Origin of the sequence: Nocardioides sp. Root240 (genome assembly GCF_001428825.1) — a bacterium.
Lineage (GTDB): Bacteria > Actinomycetota > Actinomycetes > Propionibacteriales > Nocardioidaceae > Nocardioides.
In genome coordinates, this window is sequence record NZ_LMIT01000015.1 from 50,516 (window position 1) to 74,792 (window position 24,277).

Here is a 24,277-nt window from a genome sequence, read left to right on the forward strand (position 1 = left end):
GTGGCAGAGATCCGGCGTCGTCCCCACCGTCGCGGCGAGGCGCGCGCCGCCGTCCTCGCGCACGCGCGCACGGTGTTCAGCGAGCGCGGCTACCACGACGCCAGCCTCGCCGAGGTGGCTGTGCGGGCCGAGGTCTCCGAGACCCTCGTCTATCGCTACTTCGGCTCGAAGGCCGGCCTCTTCGAGCAGTCGATCATCGGCCCGGCGCGGGAGTTCGTCGACGGCTTCCTCGGTGAGTGGGAGGAGCAGGACGACCCGCCCGGGCTGGAGGAGAAGGTCCGCGTCTTCGTGGTCCAGCTGCTCGCCTTCGTCCGCGAGCACCAGGGCCTGCTCGTCGCGTGGGCCCTCGCCCAGCGGGACGGAGGGCCGCGCGAGATCGCCACCGACGGCACCCACGGCCAGGCCGTACGGCGCTTCGCCGCGGCCCTGGGAGGGGAGGGCGGTGACGACGCGGAGATGGCGGTCTCGCTGTCGATGGGCCTGATCCTGTCGGTGGCGACGTTCGCCGACCTGATGTTCGCCGCGGACAGCCCCAACCGCGACCCGGACCGGCTCACCGATGCCGTCACGAAGTTCGTGCTGGCGGGCTTCCTCGCCCAGCTGGACCCCTGACCGGGCCTCAGCGCTCCTGCCGGAGCGCGTGCTGGGCGGCCAGCCGCCCCGGCCACCCGGTGACCCCACCGCTGGGATGGGCGGCCGCGCCGGCGAGGTAGAGCCCGGGGACAGGGGTGTCGTAGCCGCCGAAGCCCCGTGCAGGCCGCGAGGGCCCGAGCCGGTTGACCAGCATGTCGACGTGGAAGAAGGCGCCGGCGGGTGCGGCGAAGCGGGACTCGAAGTCGGCAGGGCTCGAGACCACCCGGCCGATCTCGGTGTCCGTGCCGCCGAGGAAGCGCTGCGCGGACTTCCAGACCGCGTCGGTGATCGCGTCCTTCGAGGTCTCCCAGCCGCCGTCGGGGCGGAGCGGAACGTTCGAGTTGAGGTAGAGCACGTCGCCGCCGTCGGGTGCGATCGTCGGGTCCACCGCGGAGAGGATCGCCATGTAGACCGGGGGATCCTCGGTGTTGAGGCCGACCTTCATGGCCCGCATCTGCGCGATGTGGTCCTCGAGGGTGCCGGTCATCAGGGTGGCCTTGCGGACGTCGGCGTCGTCGCGCTTCGAGCGGCGCAGCTCTGCGGCGGGGAAGCCGACCCGTCCGCCCGTCGCGACGTCGATCTTGAAGGCCGCGACGTTGATCGAGTTCGACGGCACCATCGCGACCCGGTTGTGCTCGGCGCGCGACAGGTGCTCGGGGGCGAGCAGCGGGCCGAAGGTGACCTGCGGGGCGAGGTTCGACAGCACGCCGTACCGCGCCTTCAGCGCCGCCCCGTCCGCCAGCCGTACGCCGATCGCCCGGCCGCCCTCGACGAGGATCTCCGCGACCGGCGAGCTCAGCCGCAGCTCGCCGCCGTGCTCCTCGAGCACGCCCTGCATCGCCCGGACCAGACCGGACATGCCGCCCCGGGGACGCAGGACACCCGGGCCGCGGTGGACGCCGGCGAAGCCGAGGACGTAGGCGCCGCTGCCGATCGCGTCGGAGGGGCCGATCATGCTCGACCAGTAGGCCCACAGCCCGCGCATCGCGTCGGACTCGAAGGTCTCGGAGATCCACTCGAAGGCGTTGAGTGTGGCCAGTCCGCCGAGCAGCCGACGGGTGGCCCGGTCGGGCCGGTGGCGCAGCAGGTAGCGGGCGAAGTCGCGCTTGCCCCACGCGGACGGGTGCTGGACGAAGAGCTTGTCGACGAGGTCCATCACCCAGTTGATCGGGCCCTGCAGGTCGGCGTAGGTGCGGGCGTCGGCCCGCGAGAAGTGCTTGATCTCCTCGATCGCGCGACGGATGTCGCGCCACAGCAGCAGGGTCTCGCCGTCCTCGTCGATCCAGCCGTAGGGATGGTCGAGCGGGATGGTCGCGTAGCCGTGCCGGGCGAGTCCGAGCTCCCGGGCCAGTGGCGTCTGGGCCATGAACATGTCGTCCATCGCACCCAGGCTCAGCAGGTGCTCGGGCGCCTCGGGCAGGTAGGCGTGGCTCGCCGACAGGCCGCCGGGGATGGCGAGCTGCTCGACCACGCAGACCGAGCGATCCGCCGTGGCGAGGGTGGCGCCGGCGGACAGGCCGTTGTGGCCGGCGCCGACGACGACGTAGTCGTAGGTGCTCATCGGGCAGCCAGCGCGGCGACCTCGTCGAGGCGCGGCTCGTTGACCTCGCCGGTCGACCGCAGCCGGTGGATCCACACCGCGACCGCGGTCAGGCAGGTGAAGGCGACGACACCCGAGCCGAGGTACTGCCAGGTGCGGAAGGCGTCGCCGTACGCGCCGGCCGTGACGCCCCACCACAGCGGCACCATGGCGGCGAAGCAGGCGTAGATGACTGGCGACTGCGAGATCGCCGAGCGCCGGCGCAGCACCAGCGGTACGACGGCCATGGGCAGCGCGTAGAGCGTCGTCGCCGCCAGGGCCTGGTAGAGCGGGTCGTCCCAGATCGTCTTCTGGTACTCCCACGCGAGGACGAAGAGCGCCGCCCCTCCGAAGAGCAGGGCCGCCCACTGCTGCTGCGTCCCGTTCGGCAGGTACTCCTTGCGGCCGACCCGCAGCGCCTGCGCCATGAAGACCAGCTCGAGCAGGAAGGCGGTGACCAGGCCGACCCAGAACAGCTTGAGGAACCAGTGGTCGTAGGTGTGGAACCAGGTGTCGAAGCGGACGACGACGCCCAGGTCGTGCGCGAACCACAGGAAGGTGCAGGGGAGCGGGATCGAGATCCAGCCTTCGCGCCGGGTCATCACGACGGCGGTCACCATCGCGACGTTCTGCAGCACCATGGCGAGGGTGAAGCCGATCATGATCGGCCACGTGTGGTCGTCGATGGCCCCGAGGATGGTGGCGGGGTCATACATGGGCGGGCACCTCCCCGGGAGCACGGACGGGGGTCCAGGAGCTGCGGACGGCGCCGGCGGCGCGCAGCTGTACGACGACGGCGACGCTCCAGGTGCACGCAGCGGCACAGATCCCGACGTACTGCCAGGAGTGGAAGAAGTCGTCCTCGAAGAAGCCGATCGAGGCGATCGAGTAGCAGAAGGTCATCACGCAGTAGGCCTGCCACTCGAGCAGCGACTGGCCCACGGCGGAGCGGCGGCGGGTCAGCAGCGCCATCGACGACGGCAGGCCCCACAGCAGCGTGCCCATGAAGGACAGCAGGAACAGCGGGTCCTCGAGCGAGCCCTTGAGCAGTGACCAGCTGATCACGCCCGCGGCCAGTGCACCGAGGATGCGCAGCGTGTGCATCCCCTGGGACTGTCCGGGCGAGAGCTCGTCACGGCCGTAGCGGATGGTCTGGACGACGTAGATCGTCTCCGAGACGAAGGTGACGATGATGGCGAACCAGAACAGCTGCATGAACCAGTGGTCGTACGTCGAGAACCAGTCGTCGAAGCGCAGCAGGTAGTTGCCGTCGTGCGGCCACCAGAGCACCGTCATCCACAGTGCCATCGGCGCGACGCGGTCGCGCCGGCTCATCCGGGCCGCCTCCACGAAGAACACCCACATGGCGACGATCGAGATGCCGCCGATGACGACGATCGGGACGGCGTTGTCCGTGATGGCGGCGAGCGTCACCTGCGGGTCGTAGCCCTGCACGGCAGCTCAGACCCCGATCGCGGCGGGGGAGAGGGTCTCGGAGAAGGAGCCGGGCGGCGGCGTCACGCCGTGCTCGCGGCACCAGGCACCGGGCTGGCGCTGGCCCTTGCGGGGGATGCCGCTCGACGGAAGGAGCTGCGGAGCGATCGGCGGCAGCGCCGCGAGGCTCAGGTCCTTCTCCGCGGCGAGCTCGTCGGCGTCCTTCTCCTCCGACATGCCGATCGGGCCTACCTTCTGGGCGTTCAGGAACTGGCGGACCACGGGCTCCTCCGACGACAGCAGCATCTCGCGGGGCCCGAACATCGCCAGGTGCCGGTGGTAGAGCAGGCCGATGTTGTCCGGCACCGTGCGAGCCGTGTGGATGTCGTGGGTGACGATCAGGAAGGTCGCGTCGATCTGGGCGTTGAGGTCGACGAAGAGCTGGTTGATGAACGAGGTGCGCACCGGGTCCAGGCCCGAGTCCGGCTCGTCGATCAGCAGGATCTCGGGGTCGAGCACGAGCGCGCGGGCCAGGCCGGCCNGAGCTCGGCGCCCGTGAGGCCGACCAGCTCCATCTTCTCCATCACGATGCCGCGGATCTCGGTCTCGCCCTTGCTGGTGTGCTCGCGCAGCGGGAAGGCGACGTTGTCGTAGAGGTTCATCGAGCCGAACATCGCGCCGTCCTGGAACAGCACGCCGAAGAGCTTGCGGATCTCGAACAGCTCGGCCTTGCGACAGGCGGCGATGTCGGTGCCCTCGATGATGACCGATCCGGCATCCGGCTTGAGCAGGCCGATGAGGGTCTTGAGCAGCACCGACTTGCCCGTGCCCGACGGACCGAGCATCACCGAGATCTCCCCGGCGGGAAGCGTCAGCGAGACGTCGCCCCAGATGAGGTGCTTCCCGAAGCTCTTGGTGAGGTGGTCGATCTTGATCTCGACGCCCATGGTGACTCCCCGTGGTATTTATGATCCTTGCAGTCTAAATAAACCTCGTGAGCCGCGTCACGTCAACAGGGGAGCGCCTTTCGTGGACGTCGCGAGAGCCCGTGGGTCCTTGACCGGCGCTGGTTCGGTCTATAAATTGAGACGAGCAAGTTCAGAATGTCGCGCCGATGGACGGACCGTCGTCCGAGGCGGATGCTTGAGGCGAAACGAGGAGCAACGATGAGCTACGACCTCCCGACCGAGAACTCACTGCGCGGGCCCTTCCAGCCCATGCGGTTCGAGGCCACGGTTGACGAGTGCATCGTCACGCACGGCGAGATCCCGAAGGACCTGGCCGGCGGCTTCTACCGCGTCGGGCCGACCTGGAAGCGTCCCACCAAGCAGGGCACCAACCCGCTGCTCAGCATGGACGGGATGGTCCAGGCCATCACCTTCGAGGACGGCGTCGCGAACTTCAAGAACCGCTGGGTGCGCACGCCCAAGTACGTCGCCGAGGCCGCGCGACGGCAGAGCATCTTCGAGTGGGAGGACGGCGGCTACGGCGACTGGCGCGACACGGCCTACGGCGAGGTCAAGCGCGACATCGGCAACCAGGGCATCTCCCGCGGCGTCTCCAACATCAACATCTTCCCGTTCCAGGGCGAGATGCTCGCCTCGAGCGAGCAGGGTGGCCCGCCGATCGCGATCGACCCGATCACGCTCGAGACCCGCGGCATCGTCCCGTGGTCGCCGAAGCTGAGCTCCGGCCTGCACACGCCGGCCGCCTACGGCGACGCGACCTTCTCGGCCCACCCGAAGTGGGACCCGGACACCGGCGTCCTCTACGGCTGGACCTACAGCGACGAGGCGCCGTACGTCGTCATGCACTACGTCAACCCCGACGGCACCGTCGACACCCGCGAGCTGTGGGACGCGCCGTACAACACGGTCGCGCACGACATCTGGCTGACGCCGGAGTGGGTCGTGATGCCCTTCCAGCCGTTCCTCGTCGACAAGAAGCGCTTCGAGAAGGAGCGCGGCATCTGGGAGTGGGACCCCGAGCTGCCCATCGTCATCGCGCTCATCCCACGCGGCGACCTGCACGGCGAGATCCGCTGGATCAGGACCGACCTGCCGGCCGAGTACATCATGCACACGATGTCGGCCAACGTGGTCGGCGACGAGCTGCAGCTCGACGGCCCGATCTTCAACCGCCCGCCGTTCCCGTTCGACCAGGACTTCAAGGAGGGCGACGACATCGCGCTCTTCTTCTCGATCGCCCGCAGCAACCTGGGCCGCTGGACCATCAACCTGAAGACCGGCGCGGCGCGGTCCGAGCAGCTCTCCGACCGTCCCTCCGAGCTGCCGAAGGTCGACGAGCGCTTCTACGGCAAGGGCTACGAGTGGGGCTACTCGGTCGGCGGCGTCGTCAAGAAGGGCGGCATGAAGATGAACAACCTCACCGTCACCAACATGAAGACGCTGTCGGAGTCGACCTACCAGATCCGCGACAACGAGCCGGCTGCGGTGCTCGAGGCCACCTTCGCGCCCCGCAAGATCGACTCGCCCGAGGGCGACGGCTACATCATCGTCCCGGTGTCCTGGTGGGCCGACAAGCGCGGTGAGTACCAGATCTTCGACACCGACGACGTGAGCGCCGGGCCGATCTGCCGCATCGAGCTGCCGTTCCAGATGGGCTGGACGCCGCACGGCCACTGGATGGACTTCCGCTGATCCCCCCAGCGGGTACGACGCCGGCGGCGCCTCCCCGGGAGCGGGAGGCGCCGCCGGACTCCACCCCGGACCGGGATGCCGACCAGGCACTGCGCGACGCCGTTCGCCGCATCACCGCTCCCTTCGGGCCCGGCTGGTTCCAGGAGCAGGTCGACACGGGTGGCAACGGTGCCGAGCTGTGGCACGCGCTGGGCGACGCCGGCTACCTGGGCGTCCACCTCCCCGAGCGGCACGGAGGCGGGGGCGCCGGGCTGCGTGAGCTGGCGATCGTGGTCGAGGAGACCGCGATGGCCGGCGTACCGGTCATGACGATCCTGTTCTCACCCGGTGTGACCGGGACGATCCTCGAGCGCAGCGCGACCGAGGAGCAGAAGCAGCGGTGGCTGCCCGCGATCGCGTCCGGGCGCGAGCGCTGGTCCTTCGCGATCACCGAGCCCGAGGCGGGCTGCAACGCCCATCGCATCGCGACGAGCGCGGCCCGCGACGGCGACTCGTGGGTGCTGAACGGCCAGAAGCACTACATCACCGGCGTCGAGAACGCATCGAAGGTGGTCGTGGTGGCGCGCACCGGAACCGATGAGCGCACCGGCCGCGGCCGGTTGTCCGTGCTGGTCGTCGACGCCGACGCTCCCGGCCTGTCGTTCGAGCCGATCCGCACGGTGATGAACCAGCCGGAGCGCAGCTCCGTCGTCCGCTTCGACGACGTCCGCGTGCCCGCGGCGAACCTGGTCGGCGAGGAGGGACGTGGCCTCGCGGTCGCCTTCACCGGCATGAACACCGAGCGCATCCTGGCCAGCTCCATCTGCACCGGGTTGGGGCGCTACGCGCTCGCCCGCGCTGCGTCGTACGCGCGGGACCGCCAGGTGTGGGGGACGCCCATCGGCGCGCACCAGGCGGTGGCGCACCCGCTCGCCACGGCGCACATCCGGCTCGCCGCCGCGGTCGAGATGACCGACCGGGCCTGCCGGTTGTACGACGCCGGCAGCGACCTCGGCGACCTCGCGAACCATGCGAAGTTCCTGGGTGCCGAGGCCGGGCTCGAGGCGCTCGACGCCGCGATCGCCGTGCACGGCGGCCACGGCGTGGCCGTGGATACGCACCTCGCGGGGTTCTTCTGGATCGTGCGGATGCTGAACATGGGGCCGGTCTCGAAGGAGATGATCCTCAACTTCGTGGCGGAGCGGGCGCTGGGACTGCCCCGATCGTACTGACGCAACCTGTCCCTCAGCCCGGCTGGGAGCCCTCGGCGATCTGGCGGTCGAGCGCGCGGTGCACGCACAGCACGGTGGCCAGGATCCAGGTCGCGAAGGTCACCAGGGGCACCCAGATCCCGAACAGCCCGTTCCAGGCGAACGGGCCGTCCTTGAAGAACAGGACCAGTCCGGCGGGCAGGATCATGAACGACTCCCACAACGAGAGATAGGCGTACCAGCGCGGCAGGACCGGGGTCGGCCCACGGTCGAGCAGCGCGCCGACTCCGACCGCGACCAGCTGGACCCACAATGACCAGATCACCGTCATGAAGAGGATCCAGCCGAGGTCGTGGATCGCACGGGTGACGTCGACCGGCCGGTCGTCGGAGCGGTACGCCGCCGCCATCCACACGCCGATCGGCGTGATGAACTCCAGCGAGAGCAGCGCGCAGGACACCATCTGCGTGTCGGCGAGCGCCTTCGCGCCGTCGATCCGCTTGAGCTGGCCGGACAGGGCCACGCCGAAGGGGACCAGCAGGGCGGAACCGGCCATGGAGACGACCATGCCCAGCTTGATGGCGACCGCGTGGTCGTCGTACGTGGTGGCGATGGCCTGCGCGCTGTCCAGGGGGTCGGACGGCGGGAGGTAGCCGGCGAGCGCCATGAAGGCGCCCACCCACATCACCATCATGAGCGGTCCCGACCAGATCAGGACTCGTTGAACGCGTGCTTCCACGTCAGGCCTCCCGGGGGTCGCTGTGCCGCCCCGCGTGGCGCAGCATCAGGTGGGTCATCACGAACAGCCAGGTGACGAAGGCGCCGACGGGCAGGTAGAACCCGACGGCGCCGTTCCAGGCGAAGGGCCCGGTCTTGAAGAAGACCGCGAGGCCGCCTCCGGCTCCCGAGAGCGCGATCCAGAGGTTGAGGAATCCCGCCCAGCGTGGCCAGACCGGGTGTTCCGAGCGGTCCATGAAGGAGGCGATCGCGACGCACGACAGCTGGAAGACGTACGCCGGGAAGACCATCACGAAGCACAGCCAGCCGAAGTCCGACAGCATCCGCACCGTGTCCGCCCCGAGCTCCTCACGGAAGGTCGCGGTGATCCAGATCATCGAGCAGAGCTGGAAGTAGACGACGAGCAGGGTCGCGCCGCCGAACTGCACCAGCGCCAGCAGCCGCCCGCGCTCGATGCGTGCGATGTGCACCGAGATGACCGCGAAGAACGGGAACAGCAGCGTGCTGAAGACGAGGGACAGCACCATCCCGACGCGGATCCCGAACCGGTGGTCGTCGAACAGCTCCGCGACCTCGCCCGCGGACATCGCGGGCGAGGGCGGCGGCACGAACCGGGCGATCCCGATGAAGGCGACGACGTAGAGGACCAGGAACGCCGGACCGCACCAGGCGGCGGCTCGCTCAAGCGACGGTCGCAAGGCCGGCCGCCTTCTGCCGGTTGATGGACTGCAGGGTCACGACGGTCATGGCGACCATCCAGCCGAAGAACACGAAGAAGGGCATCCAGAAGGCGCCGACGCCGTTGTAGGCGAACAGCCCGTCGTGGAAGAACGCGATCAGGCCGGCAGGGAAGATCAGGATGGCGCACCAGAAGTTGAGGTACGCGACCCAGCGGGGGTAGATCGCCGGTGCGGTGCGGTCCTTCACGATGGCGATGCCGATGATGATCATGAAGACCGCGAACGGTGGCCAGGTGAAGAGGAAGTCGAACCACACCCAGTCGTTCATGATCTGCATGATCTGCGGGTCGAGCGTCTCCGGCCGGAAGGCGATCACCGCCCAGGTCATCGGGATCAGGATGAAGAAGACGTAGCCGCCGCCGTTGAGCGCGATCGAGCAGTAGGTGAGGATCGGGAAGGCCCCCTCCGTCCTGCGGATCAGCACGGTGATGGCCATCGTCCAGGTCGCCCAGAAGCTCCAGGCCATGCACTGCAGGAGAGCCCCGAGGCGGATCTCGTTCTTGCGCTCGATGAACTTGTCGGCGAGCTCCTGCGCCGACAGGGCCGGCGAGGGAGCAGGGATGAAGTGCATCAGCAGGCCCTGGGCGATGACCATCGCCACGATCAGGACGATGCCCGACCAGACGGCCGCCTTCATCAGGGTGGAGTCGATGCCGCGCTTGGGTTCCATGGTTGCTCTCCAGGTGTCGCACTAGTAAGTGGCACTAACTTAGAACAGGTCGGGCACGTTTTGAAACAATTGTTCTCGAAATAGTTCACGGGGACGCCGTAGGGTTCTCCGTGACGGAGGGCGGTGAGCGATGGTCGACGGTGCGAAGCGGGTGCGAAGGACCCGGCGGGCTCCGTTCGAGGTCCGCGACCTGGTGCTGAAGGCTGCGAGCGAGCTGTTCGCGGAGCGGGGCTATCACGGCACCAAGACCCGCGAGATCGCTGAGCGCGCCCAGGTCGCGGAGCCGGTGATCTTCCGCAACTTCGGGTCGAAGGCCGAGATCTTCGAGGCGTCGATCCTCGCGCCGTTCACTGCCTTCGCCCATGCGTGGGCGGCGTCGTGGCGAGCGGAGCCGCTGGCGGCGGCCGACGAGTACGAGCTGACGCACACGTTCGTGAAGGGCTTCTACGACCTCGCGCTCGAGCACCGTGAGGTGTTGCGGACGTTGGTGGCGGCGCGGACCAAGGGGGGTGACCCCGCGCTCGCGGAGGTGGCCGACCGGGTCGTCGACCAGCTCGCGGAGCTGCTCACCCTGGTCCGGGAGCTGTTGGTGGAGCATCGCGATGCCCGCTCGTGGGGGATCATCGATCCGCCTGTCACGGTGGCGGTGGCGTTCGGCGCGATCCTTGCCGTCGTCGTCCTCGACGAGTGGGTGTTCCCGGCCGGCGAGCGTCGTCCGGGGCGGGCGCGCCAGGTCGAGGAGCTGACCCAGATGCTGCTCAACGGAGTCGCCCACCGCGAGGCGTGACGGATCGTGTGACGTGCGGTACCTTTTTGACGTTGATCGTCTCAATTATTGAAGGTACGTAGGGAGAACGCCGTGCACCCCTCGCAATTCATCCACCACAAGGTCCAGCTCGGCCTGTGGGTCTGTGGCATCGGCTTCGGTGTCCTCTTCTTCGTCGGCCTGGCCCCGCTGTCAGGGTTCATCCCGCCGCCGTCGCCGGAGCTCTCGGGTGCCGAGCTGATGACCAAGTACGGCGACCACCTGAACCTGGTCAAGACGGGCATCGTGGTCGGCCTGCTCGGCGCCGCCCTCCTCGTGCCGTGGTCCACGCTCGTCGCGGTCCAGATCGCCCGCATGGAGGAGGGCCGCCGGTTCCCGGTGTGGTCGATCCTCTCGCTCGTCGCCGGCGCGGTGAACGCCGTCGCGTTCATCCTGCCCTTCATCTTCTGGGCCGGTGCCTACTACCGCGCCGACCGCTCGCCGGAGCTGGTCCAGCTGATCAGCGACATGACGTGGATCGAGTTCCTGCTCTTCTTCCCGGCCTTCAGCATGCAGCTGATCTGCCTCGGACTGGCCGGCCTGAGCCAGCGCCAGGGCCCGCAGGTGTTCCCGCGCTGGTTCTACTACCTCAACCTCTGGATGGCCGTCGTCGGCTCGACCGGCATCCTGGCGATCTTCTTCTTCGACGGCCCGTTCGCCTGGAACGGCGCCATCGGCTTCTACCTGCCGGTCGGCTCCTACGTCCCGTTCCTGCTGGTCACCTGGTGGCAGTTCTACAAGGCGATCCAGGCCGAGAAGAGGTACTACGAGGAGCTCGCCGCCGTGGGTGCGACGCCTGAGCTGGTGCCCGCCTGATCAGTGGACGAAGCGGATCTGTCCGTACTCCGACAGTCCGTAGGCGCTCTCGCCGGACTGATCCACCCACGCGCCGATCTCGTCGTACGCACTGAAGGCAGGGCCCTCCCGCTCGGGAAGGCCGATCGGGCACCAGCCGCCCCACGCCTCCTCGCCGCGTTCGAGCACCAGGTTCGTCCCGTCGGCGAGGTCGACGGTGACCCGCTGGGCGAAGCCTGCGCGGTTCTTCACCAGGTGCACGTCGTCGATGTAGGTCACGGAGTCCTCACGCACCACCGCGCCGCCGGTCCGCTGCGACCCGTCCGGGTGGAGCTGCTTGATGAAGCCCACGGCGTGGTCGGCGTACGACGCCCAGAGGAAGTAGTACTCGGTGAACTGCTGGGAGTCGTCGCGGAAGCCCCAGGTGCGGGTGCGGAAGCCGACCGCGTCGATGACGTGGTCGACGCCGTCGAGGGTCAGCGTGCCGGCGATCCGCAGGCCGTGCTCGAAGTGCTCCAGTGGGGCGTTCTCGCCGAGGGTCGGCAGCGATCCGCCCGGGCCGAAGTCGATGATGCTGAAGAGCGGCGTCATCGTGAGCCGGCCGGTGAGGCGGTCGTGGTGGTACTCGATGCTGCCCTTCAGGTCGAAGTCGGCGGAGTCGCTCGAGAAGTGGTCGGCCTGCGGGTCCAGCGGCTCGATGATGTCGATCCGCTGACCGCCGAGCGACAGGTTGGCCTGCACCTTGGTGGTGTCGTGGTTCGGCGAGGAGTTCCAGTGCAGGAATCCGTAGGCCTGGTGCGTGGTGTCCCAGAAGGCGACGTAGATGTGGTCCTTCCACGGCGCCGCGCCGTCCTCGATCGTGACCCGTGCAGGGTGGCTCTGGCCGCCCCAGACCGGGTCACGCCGGTACTCGGCAAGCTGGGTGGGGGAGGCGGTGGTCGTGCTCATGGTGGCTCCTCGATGGGGTGCGGGTGGGTCAGGCGTCCTGCCGCACGGCTCGCTCGAGCACCTCGATGGTGCCCTGCGAGCCGTTGACGCGGATCAGGTCGCCGGTGGTCAGGGTGCTGCTCGCGTCGCCGGCGTTGACGACGCACGGCAGGCCCAGCTCGCGGGCGACGATCGCGGTGTGGGACATGACGCCGCCGATGTCGGCGACGAGCGCCGACGACAGGAACATCAAGGACGCCCAGCTGGGGTCGGTGTCGCGCGCGACGAGGATGTCGCCGTCGTCGACGACCGCGTCCTCGGGCCGAGTGACGACGCGGGCCCGGCCCTCGACGACGCCGGGGCTGGCGCCGGTGCCGACGATCAGGTCCCGCCCTGCCACCGGTACGACGGGCGAGGCGTCCGGCACGCCGGTGAAGGCGCTCGGGACCCGCAGTCCCTCGTACCCGGCCCGCTCGGCCCGACGGGCGGCGACCAGCTCGGTCACCGGCACCGCTGTGTCGAGCACCTCGCCGCCACGGAGCTCCGGCAGGGTCAGGTAGAAGACGTCCTCCCGGTCGGCCAGCATGCCGCGCTCGGCCAGCAGCGTGCCGAGCCGGCGCGCGGCTGCACGGACCACGTCCAGGGACTGCACGAACGATCCCTTGGCGATGCCGCGCAGCGGGATGAAGGTGTGCGTGAGCCGCAGGACCAGGCGCCCCGCAGGGCGGACGAGGGGTGACAGGCGGGAGAGGAACTCGCGCTCCAGCTCGGTGCGACGCGCGCTGCGGGCCACCTCGGCCAACGCAGGGTCCGCCGCGTCGTCCTGCCTCCGATAGCTCGCGACGAGGTGGTGCACGGGTGTCGGGTCCTCGCGCCAGCTGCGCGAGGACAGCTCGCCCTCCTGCCAGGCGTGGAAGCCGTGGCGGGCGAGGAAGGTGTCGAGGTCGAGCCGCCCACGGGAGCACGCCCAGAGGTCGGTGACGGCGGCGGTCTCGTCGTGGCCGCCGTACCCGGCCATCAGCTCTTCGCCGGACATGCCGACCGACGCGGCCAGGGCGAGGAACCTGTCGGTGATCGGCTGGCAGACCGCCATGGTGAGCAGGGTCTGCGTCGACAGGCAGCGACGGTGCATGGCGAGCGCGTCCTCGAGCAGTTGCCGTGTCCGCCTCTCGTCGGCGGTGGGCAGCTCGGCCAGGGTCGCGCTGCGGAAGGCCTCGGCGTCGCGCCGGTCATCGAGCACCATGCGCTTGACCCGCAGCAGCGGGAGCCCGGCCTTGGCCAGCACCCGTGGGTAGTAGCGACGTTGGCTCCGGGACACGTAGCCCGGTGGGATCGCGGAGAAGATCTGCTGCGCCGCGGCGGCCGGATCGGTGCCCGGGACCCGCTCGGTCCACTCGCACACCAGGCTCACGCTGAGGGAGGCGCGCCCGTGGAAGATCGCGAGCAGCCAGTCCTCGGGGTCCTCCGGCAGCTCGCGCTCGGCGTCGTCGAGCGCGCCGATCGCATGGAAGGCCGATCGCATGGCGTGTTCGCCCGCCACCTTCCACATCGACCATCCGAGGGGGGTCGGGATGCCGGGAACGGACTCGCCGACGTTGGTCGTGGTCCAGGTCGAGTCGGGGCGGGAGGTGTCGTGGAGGGCCGGAGGTACGACGGCCAGGGGGCTTCGATTCGCCCACACCGTCTCGGGCCGAGCCTGGAGGAGGAACAGTGTGCGCGCGCCGTCCGGGTCGCGTCCGACCGCCCACTCGAGGTCCTGGGGCACACCCTGGGCCTCCTCCATGCGGAGGGCGATCGCGGCCAGCTCCGAGGCCTCGGCATCGGTGATCGCCGGGGTCCTGCCGACGTCGGGGTCGAGGGGCTCGACCACGACGGTGCCGGACGCCTCGTCGTACCGGTGGCGGGTGGTCTGGGTGAGGACCTCGCTCGCGCGCACCGCCAGCGACGCCTTGTCCACCCACGTGCTGTCAGCCTCGACGTCGCCCTTGACGACGCCCTCGCCGAGCCCGTGGGCGGCGGAGATGAAGACCGTGCTCCGGTCGCCGTCGGTGGGGTCGAGGGTCATCATCACGCCCGCCGCCTCGGCGCCGACCATCGTCTGGACGACGACCGCCATCGCCAGGTCGTCGGGGGCGATGCCGAACCGGCGGCGGTAGCCGATGGCCTGCGGGCTGAACAGGCTGCTCCAGCAGCGCCGCACGTGCGCGACGACGGCGTCGGCTCCCCGCACGCCGAGGTAGGTGTCCTGCTGCCCGGCGAACGACGCGTCGGGCAGATCCTCGGCCGTCGCGCTCGACCGGACCGCGACGAGGACCTCGCCGGCCGGGTCGAGGGCGAGGTAGGCCGCTCGCACGGCATCGAGGACCGCGTCCGGGATCGCCTGCCCCTCGACGAGCTGCCGGATCGCGTCGGACGCCGCCCGGTCGTTCGTGGCGCCCTCCGATGCCGGCACCAGGGCGGCGATCTGCTCGTCCAGTGCGCCGAGTGCGGCCCGGTAGGCGGCGGTGGTGACCGTGAAGCCCGCGGGCACGGGGTGGCCGTCCCGGAGCAGCGCACCCAGGCCGATCGCCTTGCCCCCGACCTGACCGGAGAGGTCGGCCGTGCAGTCGGCGAGGGGGAGGACCAGCTCGGTCATGGTGGCTCCTGGTGAAAGCGTCCGTACACTCGTACGAATCCGTACGGGTGTACGGAGACTAGGCTATTCTGAGACGCAGAGTCAATAAAAAGATCCAGGAGGTGCGCGATGGCGTCCGAACGAGCGGCACGGCGCACTCGCCGCGTCCTCACGCGTGAGGAGATCCTCGACGCGGCCGTCGTCCTCGTCGACACGGAGGGACTTGCCGCGCTCAGCATGCGCCGGCTCGCGGACGCCCTCGGCGTCGGCGCGATGACCGTCTACGGCTTCGTCGCCAACAAGGAGGAGCTGGTCTCAGGGCTCGCTGCCCACGTGCTGCGAGGGCTCGAGGCGGATGTCCCCGACGGGCTCGGCTGGCGAGCGACGATGCTCGCCGAGCTCGACGCCCTGCGCGGCGCCATCGAACGGCACCCGGGCCTTCTCGAGCTGCTGTCGGTGGGCGTCGAGCACATGCCGTTGCTCGACCGCACGCGGGAGCGACTGGTTGCGGTCCTGGGTGCCGAGGGATTCGACGACGACACGGTCGTCGACGGACTGGGCGCCCTGGTCGCCCTCACTCTCGGGTTCACGGTCGGCGCGACGCTGCGCTCCGGGCCTTTGGGGGACTCCTACGGCCGCCTCGCCGATCTCGACGGCGCCGAGTTCCCGCACCTGCGGGCCCTCGGCGCCGACTACGCCGCGCACTGGTCGCGGCGGGCCTGGCTGGCGGGCGTGGAGGCGCTGCTGGACGGGATGGAGGCCCGCCGCGCCGCCGTCAGCGGCTGAGCGCGTCCAGCCGCCTGCGCAGCTCCGCGACCTCGGCCGCCAACGTCGGGTGCTGCTCGCTCGGGGCCAGGTCGTCCTTGTCGACGGCCTTGAGCAGCATCGTGAAGTTGGGCAGGAACCACACCAGGAACGCGGTGACCGGCACCCACCACACGAACACGCCGTTCCACGCGAACGGGCCGTCCTTGAAGAACACGATGAAGCTCGCGGGCGTGAACATCAGCGACAGCCAGAGGTTCGTGTAGCCCAGCCAGCGCGGGAAGATCGGCTGCTCGCGCTTGTCCATCAAGATCGCGACGCCGAAGATCGCCAGCTGCAGCACGAAGGTGCAGATCACGCCGAGGAAGAAGAACCAGCTGATGTCGAACAGCGCGCGGGTCACGTCCGGGTCGGTGTCGGCGCGGTACGTCGACACCAGCATGAACACGTAGGGGATCACGAACTCGACGGTCGCCATCGTGGCGAGTGCCAGCTGGGTGTAGGCCAGGATCGGCCGGCTGCCCTCGATCCGCCGCATCTGGATCGTGAAGGCGGTCATGAAGGGCATCAGCAGCCCGCACGAGGCCAGGCAGAGCACGATCCCGAACCGGATCGCCGTGCGGTCGCGGTCGATCATCGCGGCCACCTCGGCCGCCGTCTGGTTCGGCGACGGGGGCGGGAAGAACCCGGCGATGAGGAAGCCGATCACGAACAGCACGCCCATGACGGGGCCGGCCCAGATGCAGAGCTTCTGGGCGAGCCGCGAGGGCGTCGGGATGAACGGCTGGGTGGCGGGACGCGCCGCGGCGAGCGTGGTCATAGTTAGAGAGTAATCACTCTCTAGCGGGTGTCAAGGGGTCGGCCGGTACAGCGTCGAGCCGACCAGCATCCGGACCAGCTCCTTCCGCAGCCGCTCGCCCCGCTGGTCCTCGGGGAACAGTGTGTCCTCGAGCAGGGTCGTGGCCACGACGGAGGCGGTGGCGATCCGGATCGCCACGGGGACGTCGAAGTCGAGCTCGTAGCGCTCCGCGATCGCGCGGCCGACGGACTCGAGGTGGTCGAGCGAGGCCTGGGCATGGGCGGCGGTGGCCTGGTTCCAGTCGAGGGCGGCGATCAGGGCGCGGTTCCCGGAGACGAGGTCGTGCAGCTCGGTGACGAACTGCTCGAGCACCTCGGCGGGATGCCCGACCGGCGCCGCGGTCGCCATCCAGCGCTCGGTGAAGGAGTCGAGGAAGTCCGTGAAGGGGCGGAGCACCGCTTCGTCGTACAGGTGCTCCTTGGAGTCGTAGATCCGGAACATCGTGGTCTCGCGGACCTCGGCGCGCTCGGCGATCTCGCGGGTGGTCGTCGCGGCGAAGCCCTTCTCGGCGAAGAGCTCCGCCGCGGCGCCGAGGATCAGCTCGCGGACCTCCGCGGAGCTGCGGCGGGGTCGGCGGGTCGGGGTGCGAGACGGGTCGGGCACGCAGCAACCCTAGAGGCGGGATCAGCGAGCCGCGGCGGCCCGGCCCAGGAGTGCGGCCGAGCCGGCGGTGAGCCCGCCGACGACCGTCGCCCGGACCGGGATCGCGCGGCGGCGGGTCTCGTCGGACACTGTGGCCAGGTCGATCGCGTCCACGGCGCGGTTCAGCCGGACCATCCGCTCGCTGTCGTCGAGCAGGAGCCCCACGCCGAGCAGGATGTTGCGGGAGGCCATCAGGCGCGTCAGCACGGCGCCGACCGGGTGGGCGGCGAAGTCGAGGCCGAAGAGCCGGCCTGCGAAGCGCGGCGCGAGGACCGCGACGAGGCCGAGGGCGAGCCGGTGGGCGGCGAGCCCGGTGCGGGGGCTCACGCCGTGACCTTCGTCCGCTCGGCGGTGACCGCCTCGGCGCGGGCCGGCGGCAGGTGCAGGTAGACCCAGGTCATCGCGACGGCGGTGACGAACGAGGCAATCCCGACGAGGTAGTACTCCGTGCGCTGGAAGTAGGGACCGAAGAAGAAGGTCGAGGCGGTGAAGTAGCAGACCGTCATCATCAGGAAGCCCGCGCACATGACACCGTTGAACCCGCGGCGGTCGCCGCGGCGCAGCATCATGCCGATCGCCAGGCAGGGGTAGCTGAGGACGGTCAGCGCGAAGATGTCGAGGTAGACCGGGTCCTGCATCGACTGCTGGAGCCAGAGCCACGCGACGTACATCGCCGCCAGGCTCATCAGGAAGCCGACGCGGAACTGGGTGTCGGTGAGTCCGCGGGCGAGCTCGTCCTTGCCCAGGCGCAGGGTCTGGGACATGTAGTAGAGCTCGAAGCAGACCGTGGCGATGATCAGCACCCAGAACAGCTGGGGGAACCAGTGGTCGTACTCGTTGAACCACCGGTCGAAGTGCAGGACGTACGACGAGTCGTGGGCGAACCAGAAGAAGGTCAGGAAGAGCGGGATGGCGTAGACGCCGTCGCGCTTCTGGGCGGCGATCGCGCCGGCGAACCAGATGTAGTTGCCGATCATCGCGAGCGAGGCCAGGGCGAAGACCGGGACCTTGTTGTCGTCGAGGGCGTCGAAGACGGCGTACGGGTCCATGGATCCTCCGAATTTAGAGAGTAGTTACTCTCTAAAGGTAGGGGTGACGGACGTCGCTGGCAAGGGGCCGGGACGATCAGTGCCCGGTGAGGACGGAGGGGAGCGCGAAGGTGCGCAGTACCCGTTCCAGCTCGCCCGGCGCGGCCAGCTCGGCATCGTGCAGCAGGGCGAAGGTGAGGATCCCCTGGATCCACCGGCCGGCCTCGTCGACCGTCGCCCCCGGCCGCAGGCGGCCGGCGGTGAGGGCGCGCTCGAGCACCGGCCGCGCGGTCTCACGGATCAGCTCCTCGATCGGGTGGGAGTGCCCGAACAGCTCCTCGACCCGGGCCGGCGGCAGCGCGGCGTTCAGGTCGTTGAGCTCGGTGTGGGTCGATGCGGTCGCGACGGCCCGGAGGAGGAACGCGAGGAGTGCCTCGTCGATGTCCTCGGGGTCGTCGCGACCGGCGGCGGTCAGGCTCTCCTTGAGCTCCTCGCAGCACTGCACGATGGCCAGCTCGATGAGCTGCTCCCGGCTCGAGACCGTGTTGTAGACCGTCTGCCGGACGACGCCCGCGGTCTGGGCGACGTCGGCCATGGTGGCCCGGCGCACGCCGTACCGGGCGAAGGTCTCGCGGGCGGCCCGGGCCAGGGTGGCGGTCGCGGCGTCCATGCGCAGATGCTAGTCAGCCGGCGAGGTAGAAGCCGATGGTGAGGCAGCAGACCACGAGGCAGTACGCCTCGATCAGCGCCCTCAGTGGCAGCGGCGCGTCCTTGAGCTCCATGAAGTACAGCCCGACGAAGCGGACCTTCACGAACGCGACGACCAGCACGATCAGGCTGGCGGTCCTCGTGCTCTCGACGAAGCCGTGGTCGGTGCCGAGCGCCCACGAGACGACGGTGGCGAGGACCAGGAAGACCCAGACGGCGCTCGCCGACGAGCGGAGGAGCTCGGCCGGCGTACGGACGTCGGGGTGGGCTGCGTCGAAGGTCTCGGACGTGCTCGGGGCGGGGGTGGTGCTCGTCTCCATCGTGGTCACCTCACCAGGAAGATCAGGGGGAACAGGACCAGCCAGAGCAGGTCGACCATGTGCCAGAAGCACGCGCCGCCCTCGAAGAAGGCGAACTGGCCCTTGGACAGCTCGGGCTTGCGGGACATCACGAACAGCACGACCAGCAGGGCCAGGCCGAGCACGAGGTGGAAGGCGTGCAGGCCGGTCAGCACGAAGTAGTACATGAAGAAGTCGCTGGTCTGTGGCGTGATGCCGTGGTGGACCTTCTCGGCGTACTCGAAGCCCTTGATCACCAGGAAGCCGGCGCCGCACAGCCAGGCGGCGGCGATGAAGACAGGTGCCTTCGCGCGCATCACTGCGTTCGACGAGTGGATGACCCGCATCGTCAGCACGATGAACAGGGAGCTGACCAGCAGCAGCACCGTGTTGATGGCGCCGAAGTTCTGGTTGAGCTCGGCCTGGTCGCGCGCGAAGCCGACCGGGTCGGAGATGCGGGCGTGCAGGAAGACGCAGAAGAAGACGGCGAAGACGCACATGTCGCCGAAGATGAAGATCCAGGTGCCCTCCTCGCCGGGGATGCGGCGGGTACGGCGGGTGCTGGGCGGCGAGGTGGTGGCCGGCCGTGCCTCGAGGTCGATGTCGGTCATGTCGGGTCCTCTCTCAGAGCAGCGCTTCGGCGGGCTCGCTGACGGGAGCGCCCGTCGTGCCGGTGGCGAGCTTCTCGGCCTCCTGGCCGCGCAGCGCGCGGAAGAGGAGCCAGCTCTGGATGGAGATCCAGACGCCGAACAGGCTCAGGGGCGACCAGAACACGAGCAGCCCGTTCCAGGACAGGAGGCCGGTCTTCGGGACGAAGGCGAACGCGCCGGCCTCGAACATGATCGTGATCCAGAGCGACAGGTAGCCCCACCAGCGGGGGAACGGGTTGTGCTTGACGAGCTGGGTCGCGGGGCGCAGGCACAGGACGGTCACGCCGACCCAGAGGAAGACGTAGAACTGGTCGGTCGTGACGAGGGTCAGCAGGCCGATCTCGTGCGTCATCGCGGTGATCTCGGGGTTGCGGTCGGCGCTGAACGCTGCGGCGCCCCAGAAGATCGGGGGCAGGGCCAGCCAGATCGACATGACCGCGCCGCTGACGAGCGAGAGCGCCGCCCAGATCTTCGCGCCGCCCGTCTCGACGCGTGCCATCTGGATCGCGACGACCGCGAGGATCGGCATCATGAAGGCGCCGGTCCAGCCGCTGATCACGGCGCCCCAGCGGATCGAGGTGCTGTTGTCGCGGTAGAACTCCGCGACGCGCTCGGCCGACCAGTCGGCGTCCGGCGGCGGGACCATCTTCATGAGGAAGATCAGCGCGACGGCGTACACGACGGCGAGGCCGATGCCCCACCAGAGGATGGCTCGCTGACTCTTCTCGGAGAAGAGGCTGGGGGCGGCTGGCATGGGCGTGCTCCTCGGGGACGGTCGTGGAAGTGGCGTCCGTCACGCTACGACACTTGGACACGAGTTGTCGAGATGTCGTATCTCAAAAAAGATCGGAACGGGTCGTGACAGCCTTCCGGCATTTATGAGACTCTGTGATTCAAATAACAGTCTCATGGGGAGATGACGATGAACGACAACCGCTCCGCGACGGCCCGACGGATCCCGGTGCACCGCGCCGTCGTGCTGCTGCCCGTCGCGCTGGCCTCGGCGGCGTGGACCGTCAGCGTGGCCGGTGCCGGTGGTGTCCCGGTGGCTGCGGAGCCGCGGCCGGCCCCTGCCCCCGCCGCGGTCGCGGATCCCGTCGCCGTACCGGACCGGGCGGTGGAGCCGCCCGCGAGCGTCGCGCTCCCGCGCACGCCCCGCGGCGTGCTCCCGATCATCAGCCCCGTTGCCGCCGCCGCTCCGATCCCGGCGACCGCCCTCGCGGCGTATCAGCGGGCAGCGGTCGTCATCGGCTCCGCCGACGAGGACTGCCACCTGGCCTGGCCGCTCGTCGCCGCCATCGGCAAGGTCGAGTCCGACCACGGCCGCACCGGCGGCAGCGTGCTCGGCGCCGACGGCGTCGCGCGCCCGTCGATCGTCGGTCTCCGCCTCGACGGCAGCAGGGGAACGGCCCGGATCTCCGACACCGACGCCGGTCGGTACGACGGCGACCCGGCCTTCGACCGTGCGGTCGGCCCGATGCAGTTCATCCCCACCACCTGGGGAGTCGTCGGCGTCGACGCGGACGACGACGGCGTGCGCAACCCGCAGGACGTCGACGACGCCGCACTCGCGACCGCGGTCTACCTCTGCTCCGGCGAGGGCGACCTCTCCACGCCGGCCGGCCAGCGGCAGGCGGTGCTCCGCTACAACCACTCGCAGCGCTACGCCGACCTGGTGCTGTCGGTGACGAGGTCCTACGCCGCCGCGAGCCTCTCCCCGCTGGCAGCCGCCGGGTTCGGCGTACCGTCGGGCGGCCTGACCGCCGTTCCCCCTGAGGGGCGTCCGGCCACCGCGCACGCGGCGCGGCAGCCGGTGCGGCAGGCGCGGCCCGAGCCCGCCCCGCCGAAGCCCGCCGCCCCGAAGCCGTCGCCGCAGCCGGCCCCGACGCCCGCGCAGCCCGAGCCGGCCGCCCCCGTGCGGCAGCTGCTCACCCGGACCCAGGCCGTGCTCGCGTGCACCGTCCGTGGGCTGACCCAGCTGTTGCAGCCCACCCGTTTCCAGAACTGTGTCGAGGAGCTGATGAACAAGTGAAGAGCCTGGGGATCACCCTGGTCGTCGCCCTGCTGCTGATCGGTGGTGCCCGTCCCGCGGATGCGCTCACGACCGACCAGGCCCGCATCGCCGCGACCGAGGCGGTCGGCGCCGGAGACGGCGAGGCGGCCGCCCGGATCATCGCCGCGAACGGACTCGCGACCCGGCCCGCCGTGCTCGGCCGGATCATCTACGACGCCGGCGTGCTCGCCGTCCGCGCCGACCTCGGCGACGAGTTCTCGCAAGCCGTCGCGACGGCGTTCGTCGACGGCGGGGTGAGCTTCGCGACCGCGAACAGTGCGTTCGCCCATGGCTCGCTGCTGGTCATCGCCGGTGCGCCGACCGACCCGCAGCTGCTGCGGGAGATCGGGCCGGGTGGCGTCGCGATCCTGCGGACCGAGCTCGCCTACCTCGGTGTCACGCTGCCGGCGACGTCCCTGTTCTGAGCAGTCGGCGACGGCGCCCGCTCTACGCCCCGGATCGCGTGGTCCTTCGCCGGAAGAGCGTTCGCGCGCGGAGGAACCAGATCACGTACGCAAGAGCGGCCGTGGCCGGAACCGAGAAGACCACCCACGCCTTGCTGTCCCTGCGGAAGACCTCGCCATTGACGCGCTGCGCCCGGACCTTGTCGCCGTTCTGGTGCAGCTCTTGGCTCTTCATGCTCTCGTCGGACCACGTCCGGCCGTCGTCGCTCACGAACGTGCCGTCCCACCAGCACCCACCGTGACGGTCGCAGGACTCCTCGCGGGCCGTGAAGGTGCCGGGGGTGCCCTTGTTCTGAGAAGCGGGGAACGACAGGACGGCTGCCACCACTCCGATGACCACAGCCACGATGCTGAGCAGGAACATGACGAGATCGCCCGGCGCTCGGTCTGGCTGCCTCACGGCTCCAGTATCGACGTTCCGCTCCTGGAGAAGGGCGGATTCAGCGACATCTGAATGCTCGGCCGGACCGAGCATCCCAGGCTTCGCGTCGCGCTGCGCCGGCGCGGGCTCAGGTGTCGTACTCCAAGCCATCCCAAGGCTCGTGGTAGACGATGAAGTCGCCAGGCCGGATGCCGATGAAATAGGTGCCGTCGTCGTACTGGTCGACTTCCCAGCCGAACGTCACTCCGTCCACGACGGCAAGGAACGGCTCGACGGAGATCGGCTCCAACTGGTACTTGCCGAGCTGCCGAAGGCGTTCGGCGACGAGGTCGTCGGCACCGGCGCTGGATGCCTGTCCTGGCGGGAGGCCCGGCGCCCTGTCGACGCGGTCCACGCGTACCTCGTCGAACGACCCGTCTGCGTTCCAGAGGAACAACCCGACGAAGCCGGAAGGCTCCCCGTCAGCGGCATCGATGTCGAAGAGTTCGTCGCTCAGGAAGAACTTCCTCCCATCCTCCGCGGTCCCGGCATAGGGCACGTGATAGTCGTCAGGCGCGATGGTGAAGCGTTCCGGGCGCTCGCTGCTTGCTGTGCCGCTCCGATCATCAGGCTGTGAATCATCCGGCTGCGAAGCATCAGGACGTGAACACGCGGTCGCGATTGTGAGGGTGCAGACCGCGATTCCTACGAGAACGATTCGCACACGGTGATCCTGCCATCCGCGCCACGTTGCTGAGTGACCGCGCGTCACGCGGAATGGTCGGGCGTTGCGTCCCGACGGCGGCAGATCGGGCCGTCTGAATCACTGGGGGTCACTCATGCTCAAGGCATGAATCGCCGTCGTGATGCACCATCCGCAGTTCGGTCGCGAGCGCGTCCACCGCGCGATGGAGGGGGCTCGGGTCTGAGTTGCCGTCGTCTCCAAAGGACAGCCAATCTTGTTCAGCGGCCACCTCCACGACCTCATGGGCGAGGAGTTCGATCAGCCGGAGATAGTCCATCTCCGACAGGTGCGGCGTTCTCCTGACCATCGCCCGAGCATATGCGGCCAGCCCAGATCGACCATTCCTCATTGGCATGACCGGGCGCGTGCGTCGGCTCTCGGTGTCAGGCCGCGATCCCGTAGTGGATGACTTGTCGTGTCCATATGTCCACGCGTCCTGGTGGGTCGTCGTCGGGGGCTGCGGTGATGCGTCGTGTGCCGGTGGGGTCGATGAGGTAGTGGGCCCCGTGGGGATCGCGCCAGATGGTGATCCCGGGGAAGGGTTGTCGTACTTCCCAACCGGAGTGGGTCTTGATGCGGTGGTGGGTCCGGGTCAGCGGGCCGAGGTTGCCGACCGCAGTCGGCCCGCCTTCGGCATAGGGCACCTGATGATCGAGGTCGACCCGTCGCGAGGTGTTGGCCGCGTAGGGGAACACGTCGCCGGGGTGGATCAGGTGGACGGCTTCGCGCAGGCGTGCGGGGATCTCGTAGGCGTCGACGGGCGCCAGTCCGGCGAGGTCGATCACCGGCGCCACTCGGACCTTCCCCGCTACGTGGTTGATGAGGTGGCGGACCCAGGCGGTGGTGACGGGGCCGTGGCCCTCCATGCGGGCGATGGGG

29 protein-coding genes and 1 pseudogene are annotated in these 24,277 nt (G+C 69.5%); 8 read left to right on the forward strand and 22 right to left on the reverse strand.

Annotated features, from left to right (window positions below):
- Positions 1–612, forward strand: coding sequence for a TetR/AcrR family transcriptional regulator (locus ASE20_RS21295; protein WP_056896594.1), 612 nt, complete (start codon positions 1–3; stop codon positions 610–612).
- Between the two features lie 7 nt (positions 613–619).
- Here ASE20_RS21295 and ASE20_RS21300 read toward each other — a convergent pair whose 3' ends face one another.
- The 5 genes and pseudogenes from ASE20_RS21300 to ASE20_RS25730 form a co-directional block, all read right to left on the reverse strand.
- Positions 620–2,194 carry a phytoene desaturase family protein gene (locus ASE20_RS21300; RefSeq protein ID WP_056896595.1) on the reverse strand — a complete coding sequence of 525 codons (1,575 nt, stop codon included), beginning with the start codon at positions 2,192–2,194 and terminating at the stop codon, positions 620–622.
- Positions 2,191–2,928: a hypothetical protein gene (locus ASE20_RS21305; RefSeq protein WP_056896596.1), complete on the reverse strand. Its 738-nt coding sequence runs from the start codon at positions 2,926–2,928 to the stop codon at positions 2,191–2,193. Before ASE20_RS21305 ends, ASE20_RS21300 begins: the two co-directional genes overlap by 4 nt.
- Entirely contained in the window at positions 2,921–3,667 is a 747-nt protein-coding gene (locus ASE20_RS21310) for a hypothetical protein (RefSeq protein WP_056896597.1), read from the reverse strand. The genes ASE20_RS21305 and ASE20_RS21310 overlap by 8 nt, the downstream gene beginning before the upstream one ends.
- A 6-nt stretch (positions 3,668–3,673) precedes the next feature.
- A partial coding sequence (locus ASE20_RS25725; protein WP_414858382.1) for an AAA family ATPase occupies positions 3,674–4,187 on the reverse strand: 514 nt, incomplete at its 5' end.
- Position 4,188: 1 nt separating this feature from the next.
- Positions 4,189–4,593, reverse strand: a pseudogene (locus ASE20_RS25730) (ABC transporter ATP-binding protein); the annotation flags it as partial.
- Positions 4,594–4,812: 219 nt separating this feature from the next.
- On the opposite strand from ASE20_RS25730, the gene ASE20_RS21320 reads away from it, so the two are divergent.
- Complete coding sequence (locus tag ASE20_RS21320) at positions 4,813–6,306, forward strand: carotenoid oxygenase family protein (protein ID WP_056896598.1); 1,494 nt, start codon at positions 4,813–4,815, stop codon at positions 6,304–6,306.
- Positions 6,307–6,395: 89 nt separating this feature from the next.
- Positions 6,396–7,517 carry an acyl-CoA dehydrogenase family protein gene (locus ASE20_RS21325; protein ID WP_056896599.1) on the forward strand — a complete coding sequence of 374 codons (1,122 nt, stop codon included), beginning with the start codon at positions 6,396–6,398 and terminating at the stop codon, positions 7,515–7,517.
- A gap of 13 nt (positions 7,518–7,530) precedes the next feature.
- Here ASE20_RS21325 and ASE20_RS21330 read toward each other — a convergent pair whose 3' ends face one another.
- From ASE20_RS21330 to ASE20_RS21340, 3 genes are read right to left on the reverse strand one after another with little or no spacing between them, the layout of a single operon-like run.
- On the reverse strand, positions 7,531–8,235 hold the full coding sequence (locus tag ASE20_RS21330; protein WP_082612755.1) for a hypothetical protein: 705 nt from the start codon (positions 8,233–8,235) through the stop codon (positions 7,531–7,533).
- 1 nt (position 8,236) lies between these two features.
- Positions 8,237–8,932, reverse strand: a complete 696-nt coding sequence (locus tag ASE20_RS21335; RefSeq protein ID WP_056896601.1) for a hypothetical protein — start codon at positions 8,930–8,932, stop codon at positions 8,237–8,239.
- Positions 8,916–9,644, reverse strand: coding sequence for a hypothetical protein (locus ASE20_RS21340; RefSeq protein ID WP_056896602.1), 729 nt, complete (start codon positions 9,642–9,644; stop codon positions 8,916–8,918). The genes ASE20_RS21335 and ASE20_RS21340 overlap by 17 nt, the downstream gene beginning before the upstream one ends.
- 130 nt (positions 9,645–9,774) lie before the next feature.
- Here ASE20_RS21340 and ASE20_RS21345 point away from each other — a divergent pair, with 130 nt between their 5' ends.
- Both ASE20_RS21345 and ASE20_RS21350 read left to right on the forward strand, forming a co-directional pair.
- Positions 9,775–10,431, forward strand: coding sequence for a TetR/AcrR family transcriptional regulator (locus ASE20_RS21345; RefSeq protein ID WP_056896603.1), 657 nt, complete (start codon positions 9,775–9,777; stop codon positions 10,429–10,431).
- 72 nt (positions 10,432–10,503) lie between these two features.
- On the forward strand, positions 10,504–11,265 hold the full coding sequence (locus ASE20_RS21350) for a hypothetical protein (protein ID WP_056896604.1): 762 nt from the start codon (positions 10,504–10,506) through the stop codon (positions 11,263–11,265).
- On the opposite strand, the gene ASE20_RS21355 is transcribed toward ASE20_RS21350, so the two are convergent.
- A complete protein-coding gene (locus ASE20_RS21355; RefSeq protein WP_056896605.1) occupies positions 11,266–12,192 on the reverse strand; it encodes a hypothetical protein in 927 nt (308 codons plus the stop codon).
- 28 nt (positions 12,193–12,220) lie between these two features.
- Positions 12,221–14,806: a PEP/pyruvate-binding domain-containing protein gene (locus ASE20_RS21360; protein ID WP_056896606.1), complete on the reverse strand. Its 2,586-nt coding sequence runs from the start codon at positions 14,804–14,806 to the stop codon at positions 12,221–12,223.
- Positions 14,807–14,914: 108 nt separating this feature from the next.
- On the opposite strand from ASE20_RS21360, the gene ASE20_RS21365 reads away from it, so the two are divergent.
- Positions 14,915–15,571 carry a TetR/AcrR family transcriptional regulator gene (locus ASE20_RS21365; RefSeq protein ID WP_056896607.1) on the forward strand — a complete coding sequence of 219 codons (657 nt, stop codon included), beginning with the start codon at positions 14,915–14,917 and terminating at the stop codon, positions 15,569–15,571.
- On the opposite strand, the gene ASE20_RS21370 is transcribed toward ASE20_RS21365, so the two are convergent.
- From ASE20_RS21370 to ASE20_RS21405, 8 genes are all read right to left on the reverse strand, one after another.
- Positions 15,561–16,370 carry a hypothetical protein gene (locus ASE20_RS21370; RefSeq protein WP_056896608.1) on the reverse strand — a complete coding sequence of 270 codons (810 nt, stop codon included), beginning with the start codon at positions 16,368–16,370 and terminating at the stop codon, positions 15,561–15,563. The two genes, ASE20_RS21365 and ASE20_RS21370, sit on opposite strands and share 11 nt — an antisense overlap.
- A 30-nt stretch (positions 16,371–16,400) precedes the next feature.
- Positions 16,401–17,012: a TetR/AcrR family transcriptional regulator gene (locus tag ASE20_RS21375; RefSeq protein ID WP_056896609.1), complete on the reverse strand. Its 612-nt coding sequence runs from the start codon at positions 17,010–17,012 to the stop codon at positions 16,401–16,403.
- A 21-nt stretch (positions 17,013–17,033) separates the two neighbouring features.
- Positions 17,034–17,378, reverse strand: a complete 345-nt coding sequence (locus ASE20_RS21380) for a hypothetical protein (protein ID WP_056896610.1) — start codon at positions 17,376–17,378, stop codon at positions 17,034–17,036.
- Positions 17,375–18,100 (reverse strand): hypothetical protein, encoded by a 726-nt coding sequence (locus ASE20_RS21385; protein ID WP_056896611.1) that lies wholly within the window; start codon positions 18,098–18,100, stop codon positions 17,375–17,377. Before ASE20_RS21385 ends, ASE20_RS21380 begins: the two co-directional genes overlap by 4 nt.
- Positions 18,101–18,176: 76 nt before the next feature.
- Entirely contained in the window at positions 18,177–18,749 is a 573-nt protein-coding gene (locus ASE20_RS21390; RefSeq protein ID WP_056896612.1) for a TetR/AcrR family transcriptional regulator, read from the reverse strand.
- Positions 18,750–18,762: 13 nt separating this feature from the next.
- Entirely contained in the window at positions 18,763–19,107 is a 345-nt protein-coding gene (locus tag ASE20_RS21395; protein WP_082612813.1) for a cytochrome C oxidase subunit IV family protein, read from the reverse strand.
- Positions 19,108–19,112: 5 nt separating this feature from the next.
- Positions 19,113–19,736 carry a cytochrome c oxidase subunit 3 gene (locus ASE20_RS21400; protein ID WP_056896613.1) on the reverse strand — a complete coding sequence of 208 codons (624 nt, stop codon included), beginning with the start codon at positions 19,734–19,736 and terminating at the stop codon, positions 19,113–19,115.
- Between the two features lie 13 nt (positions 19,737–19,749).
- Positions 19,750–20,529, reverse strand: a complete 780-nt coding sequence (locus tag ASE20_RS21405; RefSeq protein WP_056896614.1) for a hypothetical protein — start codon at positions 20,527–20,529, stop codon at positions 19,750–19,752.
- Positions 20,530–20,697: 168 nt separating this feature from the next.
- Here ASE20_RS21405 and ASE20_RS21410 point away from each other — a divergent pair, with 168 nt between their 5' ends.
- Both ASE20_RS21410 and ASE20_RS21415 read left to right on the forward strand, forming a co-directional pair.
- On the forward strand, positions 20,698–21,807 hold the full coding sequence (locus ASE20_RS21410; protein ID WP_162260973.1) for a lytic transglycosylase domain-containing protein: 1,110 nt from the start codon (positions 20,698–20,700) through the stop codon (positions 21,805–21,807).
- Positions 21,804–22,253, forward strand: coding sequence for a hypothetical protein (locus tag ASE20_RS21415; protein ID WP_056896616.1), 450 nt, complete (start codon positions 21,804–21,806; stop codon positions 22,251–22,253). The genes ASE20_RS21410 and ASE20_RS21415 overlap by 4 nt, the downstream gene beginning before the upstream one ends.
- A gap of 22 nt (positions 22,254–22,275) precedes the next feature.
- Here ASE20_RS21415 and ASE20_RS21420 read toward each other — a convergent pair whose 3' ends face one another.
- The 4 genes from ASE20_RS21420 to ASE20_RS21435 form a co-directional block, all read right to left on the reverse strand.
- On the reverse strand, positions 22,276–22,692 hold the full coding sequence (locus tag ASE20_RS21420) for a hypothetical protein (protein ID WP_056896617.1): 417 nt from the start codon (positions 22,690–22,692) through the stop codon (positions 22,276–22,278).
- Positions 22,693–22,801: 109 nt separating this feature from the next.
- Positions 22,802–23,377 carry a hypothetical protein gene (locus ASE20_RS21425; protein ID WP_157538329.1) on the reverse strand — a complete coding sequence of 192 codons (576 nt, stop codon included), beginning with the start codon at positions 23,375–23,377 and terminating at the stop codon, positions 22,802–22,804.
- 109 nt (positions 23,378–23,486) lie between these two features.
- Positions 23,487–23,705: a hypothetical protein gene (locus ASE20_RS21430; RefSeq protein ID WP_056896619.1), complete on the reverse strand. Its 219-nt coding sequence runs from the start codon at positions 23,703–23,705 to the stop codon at positions 23,487–23,489.
- A 76-nt stretch (positions 23,706–23,781) separates the two neighbouring features.
- On the reverse strand, positions 23,782–24,277 hold a 496-nt coding region (locus ASE20_RS21435; protein WP_235538840.1), incomplete at its 5' end, for an HNH endonuclease signature motif containing protein.